This is a genomic window from Natronosalvus rutilus (genome assembly GCF_024204665.1).
Lineage (GTDB): Archaea > Halobacteriota > Halobacteria > Halobacteriales > Natrialbaceae > Natronosalvus > Natronosalvus rutilus.
In genome coordinates, this window is record NZ_CP100355.1 from 3,378,251 (window position 1) to 3,391,274 (window position 13,024).

Genomic DNA, 13,024 nt, shown 5'->3' on the forward strand with positions numbered 1-13,024 from the left:
ATGGAAACTGCATTCGATCTGGCGCCGGCAATCGTCCTCCTGCCGCTCGCGGCGTTCGTCGTCGCATTGCTCTTCGGCGACTACATGCCGAAGAAGGGCGCGCTCGCCGGCATCGTCGCGACCGCCGGGTCGCTGGTCCTGTCGCTTTTCGTGCTGGCAGGCGTCGCGACCGGCGGCCAGCGACAGGAGACGTACTTCACGTGGGTGGCCGGCGACGCGCTGAGTCAGACTGGCGAAGAAACGATCGAGTTCACGTTCGGCATCCTGCTCGACCCGCTGTCGGCGCTGATGCTCGTCATCGTGACGCTCATCGCATTCCTCGTCCACCTGTTCAGTCTCGGCTACATGAACGCCGAGGGCGAAACGGGGCTCCGACGCTACTACGCCGAGCTGGGACTGTTTACGTTCAGCATGCTCGCGTTCGTCGTCGCGGACAACCTGCTGATGGCGTTCATGTTCTTCGAGCTGGTCGGACTCTGTTCGTACCTGCTCATCGGCTTCTGGTTCCGCACCGAATCCGCGCCGTCGGCCGCGAAGAAAGCGTTCCTGGTGACACGCTTCGGGGACTACTTCTTCCTCATCGGCGTCGTCGCCATTGGCGCGACCTTCGGCACCCTCGCCTTCCAGGGCGATGGCTCGTTCGTCGCGGCCGCCGAGGAGGCGATCAGTAACGAGGAAACCCTGTTCGGCTTCGACGCCGAGACCTGGGTGACGATCACCGGCCTGCTCGTCCTGGGCGGGGTCATCGGGAAGTCCGCACAGTTCCCACTGCACACCTGGCTGCCCGACGCGATGGAGGGTCCGACCACGGTGTCGGCCCTGATCCACGCCGCGACGATGGTCGCCGCCGGGGTCTACCTCGTCGCCCGCATGTTCGGCTTCTACGCCCAGTCGCCGACGGCGCTCGCGGTCATCGCCTTCACCGGCGGCTTCACCGCGCTCTTCGCCGCGACGATGGGCGTCGTCAAAGACGACATCAAGCAGGTGCTCGCGTACTCGACCATCAGCCAGTACGGCTACATGATGCTCGGACTGGGCGTCGGCGGCTACGTCGCCGGCGTCTTCCACCTGATGAACCACGCCTTCTTCAAGGCGCTCCTCTTCCTCGGCGCCGGGGCCGTCATCGTCCTCATGCACCACGAACAGGACATGTGGAAGATGGGCGGGCTCAAGGACAGAGCCCCGGTCGTCTACTACACGTTCCTCGCGGGCGCGCTCGCGCTTGCGGGCATCGTCCCGTTCTCGGGCTTCTGGTCGAAAGACGAGATCCTCTACGACGCGCTCATCGTCGGCCTCGAGCAACCCGTCTTCCTCGTGGCCTACGCGATGGGGCTGATCGCCGTGTTCTTCACCGGCTTCTACACCTTCCGGATGGTCTTCCTGACCTTTCACGGTGAACCCCGGTCGGACACGGCGCGCAACCCCCACCCGGTCGGGTTGCCGATCAAAATCCCGCTCGCGACGCTGGGCGTGCTGGCGCTGGTCGCCGGCGCCGCCAACCTCGCGCCGATTTACAAGCTCACCGGCGCCGAGATCACGTTCCTCGAGTTCTGGCTCGACGGCGAGTACGGCGGGTTTACCGACCTGACCTACCACCACTACACCGAGATGGTGGCGTTCGAGGAGGGCTACATCGGCTCCGAGACGATTACGCTCTTGCTCGGCGCCGGCCTCTCGCTCGGCCTCGCGCTCGCGGGCGCCGGACTCGCGTACATCCTGTACAACGTGCCTGACCCGGTCCCGCACACCCAGAACCTGGGCAGCGCGCGAACCGTCCTGCGCAGCAACTACTACCAGGACGAGTACCAGGTCTGGCTCGCCGAGAAGTTCACGCTGCCGCTGGCTCGAGCCGCCGACCGGTTCGACCAGACGGTCATCGACGGCGTCGTCAACGGCGTCTCGAGCGTGAGCCTCTTTAGCGGAAGCCGCGTGAAGCGGTTGCAGACCGGTGTCGTGACGAACTACGCGGCACTGATCATCGTCGGGTTCATCGCGTTGCTTGTGGTGCTCGGCGTGCTCGGAGGGTGGTTCGTATGATGATCGAGACGCTACTCGCAGTCACGTTTGCGGGCGCGCTAGTGACGTTCCTCGCGCCCAACCGTATCGCCGGAAAACTAGCCTTCGCGATCAGCCTCGTGCCGGTCGCGCTGTCGGTCTGGCTGTTCACTGCCTTCGATGGCAGCGGGAACGCGTTAGTCGACGGCGGCACGCTCGCGTTCGAATCCCGGACGACCTGGATCGAACTCGGCGCCTACGAGATTTCGTGGTACGTCGGGCTCGACGGTATCAGCCTGCCGCTGGTCGTCCTGACGACGATCCTCTCGACGCTGGCGATCCTGAGCTCCTGGACGCCGATCGACACCCGCCAGTCGCAGTTCTACGGCCTGATCCTGTTCATCGAGGCGAACCTGATCGGCGTCTTCGCCGCGCTGGACTTCTTCGTCTGGTTCATCTTCTGGGAGGCCGTCCTCATCCCGATGTATCTGCTGATCGGGGTCTGGGGCGGTCCACGCCGGAAGTACGCCGCAATCAAGTTCTTCGTCTACACGAACGTCGCCTCTCTGCTGATGTTCGGGGCGTTCATGACGCTCGTCTTCAGTCTCGACGTCTCGTCGTTCGCGCTCACGGAGATTACGCAGGCGATGCTCGCGGGTGGCCCCGAGGGCTTCGCCGGCGTCGCCGGTAGCACGGTCTCCTCGCTGGTGTTCATCGCGATGTTCATCGGCTTCGCCGTGAAGGTTCCCGTGGTGCCGTTCCACACCTGGCTGCCCGACGCTCACGTCGAGGCACCGACGCCGGCGTCGGTGCTCCTGGCGGGCGTCCTGCTGAAGATGGGGACCTACGCCCTGCTCCGGTTCAACTTCACGATGTTCCCCGAACAGGTCGAGATGTACGCGATTCCCATCGCGGCCATCGCCGTCATCAGCGTCATCTACGGCGCGATGTTGGCGCTGGCCCAGACGGACCTCAAGCGCATCGTCGCCTACTCCTCGGTCTCGTCGATGGGCTACGTGATCCTCGGCCTGATCGCGTTCACCCACTTCGGCGTGGGCGGCGCGACCTTCCAGATGGTTTCCCACGGCCTGATCTCGGGCCTGATGTTCATGGCCGTCGGCGTGATCTACAACGCCACCCACACCCGGATGGTCACCGACATGTCCGGGATGGCCGACAAGATGCCCATCGCCGTCGGCATCCTCATCGCCGGCGCGTTCGGCTACATGGGCCTGCCGCTGATGAGCGGCTTCGCGGCGGAGTACTTCATCTTCTTCGGGACCTTCGGTTCCGAGGTACTGACGTACGCACCGCTGTTTACCGGCCTGGCGATGTTCGGCATCGTCATCGTCGCCGGCTACTTGCTGTTCGCGATGCAGCGGACGCTGTTTGGCCCCTTCCGGCTCGAGACCGACTACGAGATCGGTCGCGCGCCGTTCCACGACGTCGCACCGATGTTCGTGTTGCTGGGGCTGATCATCGCCCTCGGCGTCGCACCGGAGTTGATCTTCGACATGATCCTTGACGCAGTCGATCCGATCCTCGAACAGGGAGGTGGTGCCTGATGGTTAACGCACTCATACCGGCGGAGTGGCTCGCACTCGCACCGACGCTCGTGCTGGCCCTGACCGCCATGGTATTGTTCGTCTTCGACAGCATCAGCCCGCGGTCGACAAACCGTCCGGCACTCGCCGGCATCGCCGCCATCGGCGCGATCGTCTCGCTCGCCATCGCGGTCTGGTTCGCCGTCGCGGGAACCGGCTCCGAGAACGCCGACGCCGGCTACGACCTCTGGTTCGTCGTCGGCGAGTCCCAGGCCGGGGCCGGCGCCATCAACCTCTTCGGCGGCCAGATGGTCGTCGACCAGATGGCGCTGTTCTTCATGATCGTCGTCGCCGTCGTCACCGCGATGGTGGCGATCGCGAGCTACGACTACATGGCCGGACACACCTACCAGGCCGAGTACTACTCGCTGCTCTTGCTCGCGGCGACCGGGATGTCGACGATGGCTGCTGCAAACAGCCTCGTCACCATCTTCCTCGCCCTCGAGCTGGCGAGTCTCCCCTCTTACGCGCTCGTGTCCATTCTCAAGACCAACCGCGGGAGCGTCGAGGCCGGTCTGAAGTACTTCCTGATCGGCGCGTTCTCCTCGGCTATCTTCGTCTTCGGGATCAGCCTCGTCTACGGCGTCACCGGCCACCTGCAACTCGAGGCCATCGCGGACGTCGTCACGGGCGAAGCCGAGCCGGGGTCGGGCCACGACGTCTCCGAAATGGGCGGCCTGCTCGGACTCGGACTCCTGATGCTCATCGGTGGCTTCGCGTACAAGACCTCGAGCGTACCATTCCACTTCTGGGCGCCGGAAGCCTACGAGGGGGCGCCGGCACCGATCTCGGCGTTCCTCTCCTCGGCCTCGAAGGCCGCCGGCTTCGTGATCCTCTTTCGTGTGTTCACGACGGCCTTCCCGCTCGAGGCGACGGCCGAGATCATCGGCCTCGAGTGGACCCACGCGTTCATCATCCTGGCCATCGCCACGATGACGGTCGGGAACTTCGCGGCAGCCACCCAGGAGAACGTCAAGCGAATGCTCGCGTACTCCTCGGTCGGACACGCGGGCTACGCGCTGATCGGACTGGCCGGACTCACCGTCGACGGCGGCGAACTCGTTCTCGGCGCCGCGATGATGCACCTGCTGGTCTACGGCTTCATGAACACCGGCGCGTTCCTGTTCGTCGCCCTGGCGGAATACTGGGGCGTCGGCCGGACGTTCGAGGACTACAACGGCCTCGCGACCCGGGCGCCCGTCGCCTGTGCCGCCCTGGCCGTGTTCATGTTCAGCCTCGCCGGTATCCCGCCCTTCGGCGGCTTCTGGAGCAAGTACTTCCTGTTCACGGGCTCGCTCGAGGCGGCGTCGGCCAACCCCGCGATGTTGATCGTCGCGGCCACGCTGGTGATCAACAGCGCGCTGTCACTGTACTACTACTCGCGGCTCGTGAAGGCCGTCTGGATCGACGACCCCGTCTCGGGCGTCGACCGGGACTTCGGCGGCTCGCCGACGGGACTGTACGCGGCCATCGTCTTCGCGGCCGTGATGACGCTCGTCCTGTTGCCCGGCTTCGGGCCGGTCGCGGACCTCGCGATCGATGCGGCGAGTGCGGTCGTTGTCTCCTGAATACCCGGTAGCTTTTACCCTGTTCGGTGGAAATCCGCGGTATGATCTCCCGGCTCGTCCTCGGATGTGGGGACGTCGGACAACGCGTCGTCGAGCGGCAGCCGGACTCGGCACCGCCACCCCTTCGATCGACGGCTGGCTCCGCCACGAGGGCGCGCGACCGCGAGAAACTGTTCGTCGTCTCGAGGGACGCCGATGTCGTCGAGACGCTTCGGGAGGAGAACGTGCGGGCTCGTCAGGGCGAGCCGTCGGAGCGGTCGCTTCTCGAAGGTCTCGAGCTGGAGTTCGAATCCGGCTCGCCCGACCTCGTGTTCGTCGCCAGTGACGACAGCGGCGAGAACCGGCGGACGCTCGAGACGGCGCGTGAGGTATTTCCCGACGCGATATTCGTGGCGTACGTGGGAGAGAGCGAGTCCGAAGCGGACCGCCGGGCCGACAGGCAGGCCATCGAGCGTCAGGCGACCCACGTCGTCGATTCGATCGAAACCGTCGTCGAGTGGGTCGCCGAGCGAACGGTCTCCCAGGGGGCCCAGAAGGCGATCGAACTCCGGGCGCACCTCTCTCAGATCACGGGGACACTCGCCGTCATCGCACACGACAACCCCGATCCGGACGCCATCGCGAGCGCCGTCGCGCTGGTCGAACTCGCCGAGAGCGTCGGCGTCGAGGCCGAGGCCTGTTACTACGGCGAGATTTCCCACCAGGAGAACCGGGCGATGGTTAACTTGCTGGATCTCGACCTTCGCACGCTCGAGCCGACGGACTCCCTTGAGGCATACGACGCGTTCGCGCTCGTCGACCACTCCCGGCCCGGCGTGAACGACCAGCTCCCGGCCGACCTCGATATCGACATCGTGATCGACCACCATCCGCCGCGCGGCCCGGTCCCGGGCGAGTTCTACGACCTCCGCCAGCGCGTCGGCGCGACGAGTACGGTCCTCACCGAGTACCTCGAGTACTTCGGGATCGACGTCGACAGCCAGATCGCGACGGCGTTGCTCTACGGGATTCGCGTCGATACCAGGGACTTCACCCGGGAAATCTCACCACCCGACTTCGAGGCCGCCGCGACGCTCTGGAACGCCGTCGACTTCGCGACGCTTCGAAAGATCGAGTACCCGACCGTGGAGGGCGACACCCTCGATACCGTCGCGCGAGCGATCAAGAACCGCGTCCAGCGTGGATCGGTGATCGCCGCCAGCGCCGGCCGCATCACCGACCGCGACGCACTGCCCCAGGCAGCCGACCAACTGCTCGCCATGGATGGCGTCGACACGACCCTGGTCTTTGGCTTTCGCGACGAGATGGTGTTCGTCTCGGCTCGTTCACGTGGGAACGACCTCGACCTCGGGGAGACGCTTCGCGACGCGTTCGACCAGATCGGAAGCGCCGGCGGGCACGCCGACATGGCCGGGGCCCAGCTCGAGATGGGCGTCCTCGGCGACATGGAGGAGAGCACCGAGCGCGAGTCCATCCTGAATATCGTCGAGGAGGTAATCACGGACCGCTTCTTCGAGGCGGTGGATACCCAGCCAGGAACCCCCGTCGGCATCTACAGCCAGACCAGCGAGATGCTGTTCGGCTCGAGCGCCATCCTGGACGAGCAAATCGAAGCTGACGCCGAACGCGACGGGTGAGCGGGGCTCGAGGCCTGTCCTGTATCGACGGTGTCCACGCGCGAGCCCGACGAGCCAATGAGGCGAACCGCAGAGAGGAGCGTTTTTTACGACGGCCGACGATGAACGGACATGGACATCGTCACCGACAGCAAACCCCGCGTAAAGGACTACATGACGCGAGACGTGGTGACGGTCTCGCCCGACCAGACGGTGGCCTCGGTCGCCGAACGGATCGCCGAGAGCGAAGAACACAGCGGCTTCCCCGTCTGCGATCGCCGCCGCGTCGAGGGATTCGTGAGCGCGCGCGACCTCCTGCTCGCCGACGACGACGCCCCGATCTTCCGGGTGATGTCCCGCGAGTTGATCGTCGCCCACCCCGACATGAAAGTGATCGACGCCGCCAGAGTGATCCTCCGGTCGGGGATCCAGAAACTCCCGGTCGTCGACGACGCCGGCAACCTCGTGGGGATCATCGCGAACGCCGACGTGATCCGGAGCCAGATCGAACGCGCGACCCCCGAGAAGGTCGGGAAGCTCATGCGGACCCTCGAGAACATCCACGAGGTCGAGTTGCGCCAGGAGCGCCGGATGATCACGCTGTCCGACCTGACGCCGACTCAGGGTCGAGTATACGCGGACGAACTCGAGGGGCGAAAGTACGAACTCGAGCGAGGACTGGCCGAACCCCTCGTCGTCATCGACAACGCCGGCGAGTTGTTGCTCGCCGACGGCCACCACCGGGTGATGGCCGCTGATCGGATCGACCTCGATGAGATGGACGCCTACGTGATCGTGGTCGACCAGCGCCTCGATCTGGGGATGGCCAAAACGGCGAAAAAGGAGGGGCTCGAATCTATCTGCGACATCGAGGTGGTCGACTACGCGAGACATCCGCTGGTGGAGACGACGAAGCGATTGCAGTCGAGCGAGCAGTGAGCGAGCAGTGAGTGACCAGCGAGCGGCCAGGAACGAAACTCATCGATCAGCAAAATTTTGTCCACGCCGCGTCGTCCTCGAGTATGCGAGAGGACGGTTTCCGTGATCCACCTGACCCCGAAAATGACAATTGCGGTGTCGGCGACGACCCTGTTACCGCTGACGGTTCGACTACCACTGACGGCTCCATCGACGTCGACGTCGACGCTGGCAGCGACGACCACGTCCACGCAGACGCCTCCGTCCGCGGCCTAATCGAGGACGACGGCACCTACCTCCTCCTGAAACACGACATGCCGGGCGGGCCAATATGGGGCGTCCCCGGGGGCCGAGCGCGAATCGGCGAGGACCCTCGAGACGCCCTCGTCCGCGAGGTGTACGAGGAGACACGCCTCGAGGTCGCAATCGGCGACCCCCTCGAGGCGTTCGCCCACACCTGGGCTGACGGCGAGCAGGGCACCGTCTCCGTAGTCTTCGAGTGTGCGGTAGTCGGTGGAACAGTAGACATCGAGGCGAACCCGAACGACGACGAGCCCATATCTGAGTACGTCTGGCTCGAGCCCACAGCACTAGACGATGTGCCGATGGAACCTGAACTCCAGCGGCTCCTCGAGCGTTACGCGAACTGATCGCTCACGCTCAGCAGGTAGGCCAGAATCACGAGGGAGATGAGCAGGCCGATGACGTTGAGCGTCACCAGGTCCAGGAGTGCACTGAGCCCGTAGAGGACGAGCGCCCATGTCAGCGCCCATCCCTCCATGTTCCAGAGGCCGACGAGGACTGCCAGCATGCCAACGTTGACGACGGTGAACACGAACGCGAGGAGCGTACCGACGCCGCCGTAGGCGAGCAGTTGGAGGATTGGAATCCAGGCGAACAGGAATCCGAGGCCGCCGAGGACGCAGATGATCGAGATGCCGAGCGGTCGGGACGACCCGCTAGCGTACGACGCGTTCGTCGACGACCGAGTAGAGCGAGGGGCTGGAGAGCGGGGATTCATGTTAAATCATCTACATCACAGCGATGAATATATTCTGGACAACTGACGCTTCGCGCTCGCTCGAGCACGGTCCCAAAGCGCCGATAAAACACGAATCGCTCGAATGCCGTTCCGACGGCTTACTTGCCTTCGAATTCCGCGTCCTCGCCGCTCATGAACGCGGTAATCCCCGTCATGAGGTCGTCGGTTGCCATCAGGTGGCCGAACGCCGCGGCCTCGAGTTCGAGCCCCGCGTCGGTGTCGTCGCGGCCGGCGAGCATCGCGCGCTTGGTGAAGCGCTGAGCGATCGGCGGGCCACCGGCGAGTTTCTCGGCGAGGTCGAGGGCCTTCTCGAGCAGTTCGTCGTTACCCACGACCTCGTTGACGAAACCGTAGTCTTCCATCGTCTCGGCCTCGTAGCGGTCGGCCGTGAGGATGATCTCCTTTGCGCGGCCCTCCCCGACGATGTGCTTGAGCCGCTGAGTGCCGCCCCAGCCGGGAATCAACCCGAGGTTGAGTTCTGGCTGACCGAGTTCCGAGCGCTCGGAGGCGACCCGGATGTCGGCGCAGGTCGCCAGTTCCATCCCGCCGCCGAGGCAGTAGCCGTCGATGCCGGCGACGACGGGCATGTCACAGGACTCGAGCTTGCCGAAGGTGTCCTGACCCTGTTTCGAGAGTTCGATAGCACCGATCGGGTCGGCCCCGCCCGCGGCCATACTCTGGACGTCCGCGCCCGCGGAGAATGCCTTCTCGCCCTCGCCGGTGATGAGGATCGACCGCACCTCGTCGTCGTCTCCGAGGACGTCGATGGCTTCGCTCAGTTCCGAGAGGAGTTCCGAACTGATCGTGTTCATCCGGTGGGGCCGGTCGATGACGACGTGGCCGACCATGTTGCCGGGGTACTCGAGGCGGATGGTCTCGAACTCGAGTTCGCCGTCGTCCTCACTCGGCCCGTAGAAGCCGCCCTCGTCGACGAACCCGCTGAGCGCGTCGGAGGGTTCGTGCCGGGCCGCACCGCTCTCGTCGTAGGCGTCCTCGAGGGCCTCGAACAGGTCGGCGAGGCCGCGAGCGTCGGCCATCTTCGCCGGGCCGTCCGGGAAGCCCGCGCCGAGTTTCATCGCTTCGTCGATGGCATCCGGACCGGCCACGTCGTCGTCGATCAGCTGGGCCACCTCGTCGGCCATCACGGCGAGCAGGCGGTCGGAGATCCACTCCTTGCCCTCGTCGGTCGGGATCTGGACGCCCTCGCCGTCCTCGTAGTCGTAGACGCCCTTGCCGGTCTTCTTCCCGAGTTCCTCGGCCTCAACTTTCTCCTCGGTCATCGGGCACGGGGCGTACGCCTCGCCGAGGGTCTCGTGCATGTACTCCTGGACGTGCAAGCCCACGTCGAGACCGACCTGGTCGGTGAGTTCGAACAGGCCCATCGGGAGCCCCATGTCGAACTTCGCGGTCGAGTCGACCTCGGCGACGGTGGCCTCGTCCTCGTAGACCATCCACGCGGCCTCGTTCATCAGCGGGACGAGCACGCGGTTCACGATGAAACCAGGGCTGTCCTTGTGGACCCGGACCGGCGACTTGTCGACGTCCTCGGCGAGCGCCTCGATCAGGTCGAGCGTTTCGTCGGCGGTGTGAGCCCCGGAGATGACCTCGACCAGCGGCATCCGGATCGGCGGGTTGAAGAAGTGCATCCCGCAGAACTGCTCGGGTCGGTTGGTGACCTCCGACAGTTCGGTGATCGACAGCGAGGAGGTGTTCGTCCCGAAGATGGCGTGGTCGGGCGCGTACTCCTCGACCTCGCCGTAGACGTCCTTCTTGATGTCCATCTTCTCGGGAACGGCCTCGATGACGACGTCGGCGTCGGCGACCGACTCCTCCACGTCGACCAGCGGTGTGATCCGCTCGAGGGTGTCGTCGGCGACTTCGTCGGTAATCTGGTCGTTTTCGGCAAGCTTTCCGAGCGACCACTCGATCTGGTCGTAGCCGTCCTGGACGAACTCCTCGTTGATGTCGCGCAGGTTCACGTCGTAGCCGGCGAGCGCCGCCACTTCGGCGATGCCGTGGCCCATGTTCCCCGCACCGAGAACTGCGATGGTGTTGATATCCTCCAGTTCCATGCACACGTATGCGTCTGGCACCCGTTTCAACGTTTCCCTCTCGACAGGAACAACTGTTCTCGAGTTTAGTTCCGGTTACAAAGTTCTTTATCGTTCAGGCAGGAACCTAGGGCCATGGACTTTGGACTCACCGACGAACAACAACAGATCCGTGAGGAAGTCAAGCGCTTCGCCGAAAACGAGATCAAACCAGTCGCGACCGAGTACGACGTCGAAGAGAAGTACCCCCACGACATCGTCGAGAAGGCCGCCGAGATGGGCCTGACCGGCGCCTACATCCCGATGGAGTACGGCGGCGCGGGCTACTCGATCCTCGACACCGCCATCATCACCGAGGAACTGTTCGCCGTCGATCCCGGCATCGCGCTCTCGATCGTCGCCACCTCCTTCGGCTGTGAGGCGATCATGAACTTCGGGACCGAAGCACAAAAAGAGGAGTACCTCGAGCCCGTTGCGCTGGGTGAAGCGGTTTCGGGCGCCGCGATTTCGGAACCCGACACCGGCTCGGACGTCTCCTCCGTCTCCACGCGCGCCGAGAAGGACGGCGACGAGTGGGTCATCAACGGCAACAAGATGTGGATCACCAACGGCACGGTCGCCGACTTCCTGGTCGTCCTCACGAAGACGAACCCCGACGCCGAGGGCCGCTACAACGGCTTCAGCCAGTTCATCGTCGAGACCGACCGCGACGGCGTCTCGACCGAGAAGATCACCGGCAAACTCGGCATTCGCGCGTCGGACACCGCCGAAGTGATCCTGGACGACGTGCGCGTCCCCGAGGAGAACCTCGTCGGCACGAAAGACGCCGCCTTCCTCCAGCAGATGCAGTTCTTCGACGAGACCCGTACCGCCGTCGCGGCACAGGGCGTCGGCATCGCCAAAGGGGCCACCGAGGCCGCCCTCGAGTACGCCCAGGACCGCGAACAGTTCGGCAAGTCCATCTCTGAGTTCCAGGCCATCCAGCACAAACTCGCCGACATGGCGACCAAGACCGAGGCTGCCCGCAACCTGACCTACAAGGCCGCCTGGAACGTCGACCAGGGCGAAGACATCACCCAACTGGCGTCGATGGCCAAGGAGTACGCCTCCCGCGTCGCCGTCGACGTCGCCGACGAGGCCGTCCAGATCCACGGCGGCGCCGGCTACGTCAACGACTTCCCCGTCGAACGGCTCTACCGCGACGCGAAGATCACCCAGATCTACGAGGGCACGACGGAGATTCAGAAGAACATCATCGCCCGCGAGATGCTCGGGAAAGGGTTCTAGAGACCCACCTTTTGCACTGCGTTTTTAACGCGTCGACGCCAGCGTAGCTGGCGCACGACGCGCTGACACTCGGCAAAAGCTGGACCAAAAGCACTCCTCCTTCTGTTTCGTTCACTCCGTTCACTTCACCTGAGTCGTCGGCCCGCTTGCTCACTGCGTTCGCTCGCGGTGAATCTCCTTTTATTGCCTGCCCGTCCCCGTTGAGCGAACGCGACGCGTTCGCGATGCTCGGAAACGCGCGCGTTTCCGTTGGAGCACCCGCCTCTCGCTGTCGCTCGAGTCGCGTGCTCGGCCACTACCGCCTCGTTCGGTTACGATTACATCGCCTCTCGAGCCGGGAGTCGGGAACGTTCGATTACTCCAGTGAGGACGTATCGAAATCGGAGTCCGAATCACCGTCGTTACTATCTGAATCCGTGTCTGTATCACCATCGTCACTGTCCGAATCAGAGTCGGTATCCGTATCACCACCGTCGCTGTCCGAATCAGAGTCGGTATCCGTATCACCACCGTCGCTGTCCGTATCCGAATCCGAGTCGCTGTCAGTATCGCCATCACCCCTGGCCCGGTTATCGACACCGCTGTCTGCGACCATTTCACGCGGTATTTCCCTCTCGTTCTCGCCCACGTCATCGGCTATCGACGGATCCCGCTCAAGCACGTAGAACACCACGGGCGGTACGACGTAGACACCGATCGCGAGCACGGCGAAGAGCGAATCGACGAACACTAGGAGCGCGAAGATGGCGAACGCCGCCGCGGTCGCCGTGTGCATCCCCGTTCTGGTGTACTCGAGGTAGAACGTCCAGAGTCCCCGGAACCATTCACGATCGCTCATGCGTTCGTTATTACTACGCGAACCAACGACAACCCTCTTTCGAGGGGGGCCGTTACGATCTCCCAGTGTCGATCCACGTTCCCCCATCGAGCACTCGCTTCTCGA

General features: G+C 64.4%; 10 protein-coding genes. 7 read left to right on the plus strand and 3 right to left on the minus strand.

The genetic code is table 11. The annotated features are described in order from the left end of the window. From nuoL to NGM29_RS16480, 6 genes are all read left to right on the plus strand, one after another. Positions 1-2,037 carry an NADH-quinone oxidoreductase subunit L gene (nuoL, locus tag NGM29_RS16455; protein WP_254157709.1) on the plus strand — a complete coding sequence of 679 codons (2,037 nt, stop codon included), beginning with the start codon at positions 1-3 and terminating at the stop codon, positions 2,035-2,037. Further along, positions 2,034-3,560, plus strand: a complete 1,527-nt coding sequence (locus NGM29_RS16460) for a complex I subunit 4 family protein (RefSeq protein ID WP_254157711.1) — start codon at positions 2,034-2,036, stop codon at positions 3,558-3,560. The genes nuoL and NGM29_RS16460 overlap by 4 nt, the downstream gene beginning before the upstream one ends. Next, positions 3,560-5,167 carry an NADH-quinone oxidoreductase subunit N gene (locus NGM29_RS16465; protein ID WP_254157713.1) on the plus strand — a complete coding sequence of 536 codons (1,608 nt, stop codon included), beginning with the start codon at positions 3,560-3,562 and terminating at the stop codon, positions 5,165-5,167. The genes NGM29_RS16460 and NGM29_RS16465 overlap by 1 nt, the downstream gene beginning before the upstream one ends. A gap of 41 nt (positions 5,168-5,208) precedes the next feature. Beyond that, on the plus strand, positions 5,209-6,804 hold the full coding sequence (locus NGM29_RS16470; RefSeq protein ID WP_254157715.1) for a DHH family phosphoesterase: 1,596 nt from the start codon (positions 5,209-5,211) through the stop codon (positions 6,802-6,804). Between the two features lie 111 nt (positions 6,805-6,915). Next, positions 6,916-7,722, plus strand: a complete 807-nt coding sequence (locus NGM29_RS16475; protein WP_254157717.1) for a CBS domain-containing protein — start codon at positions 6,916-6,918, stop codon at positions 7,720-7,722. 83 nt (positions 7,723-7,805) lie between these two features. After that, positions 7,806-8,351, plus strand: a complete 546-nt coding sequence (locus NGM29_RS16480) for an NUDIX domain-containing protein (RefSeq protein ID WP_254157719.1) — start codon at positions 7,806-7,808, stop codon at positions 8,349-8,351. Here NGM29_RS16480 and NGM29_RS16485 read toward each other — a convergent pair. Both NGM29_RS16485 and NGM29_RS16490 read right to left on the minus strand, forming a co-directional pair. Further along, positions 8,339-8,722, minus strand: coding sequence for a hypothetical protein (locus NGM29_RS16485; protein WP_254157721.1), 384 nt, complete (start codon positions 8,720-8,722; stop codon positions 8,339-8,341). The two genes, NGM29_RS16480 and NGM29_RS16485, sit on opposite strands and share 13 nt — an antisense overlap. Before the next feature lie 119 nt (positions 8,723-8,841). Further along, positions 8,842-10,815 carry a 3-hydroxyacyl-CoA dehydrogenase/enoyl-CoA hydratase family protein gene (locus tag NGM29_RS16490; protein ID WP_254157723.1) on the minus strand — a complete coding sequence of 658 codons (1,974 nt, stop codon included), beginning with the start codon at positions 10,813-10,815 and terminating at the stop codon, positions 8,842-8,844. Positions 10,816-10,929: 114 nt separating this feature from the next. Here NGM29_RS16490 and NGM29_RS16495 point away from each other — a divergent pair, with 114 nt between their 5' ends. Beyond that, positions 10,930-12,081: an acyl-CoA dehydrogenase family protein gene (locus NGM29_RS16495; RefSeq protein ID WP_254157725.1), complete on the plus strand. Its 1,152-nt coding sequence runs from the start codon at positions 10,930-10,932 to the stop codon at positions 12,079-12,081. A 355-nt stretch (positions 12,082-12,436) separates the two neighbouring features. On the opposite strand, the gene NGM29_RS16500 is transcribed toward NGM29_RS16495, so the two are convergent. Beyond that, positions 12,437-12,919 carry a hypothetical protein gene (locus NGM29_RS16500; RefSeq protein ID WP_254157727.1) on the minus strand — a complete coding sequence of 161 codons (483 nt, stop codon included), beginning with the start codon at positions 12,917-12,919 and terminating at the stop codon, positions 12,437-12,439. Positions 12,920-13,024: the final 105 nt, after the last annotated feature.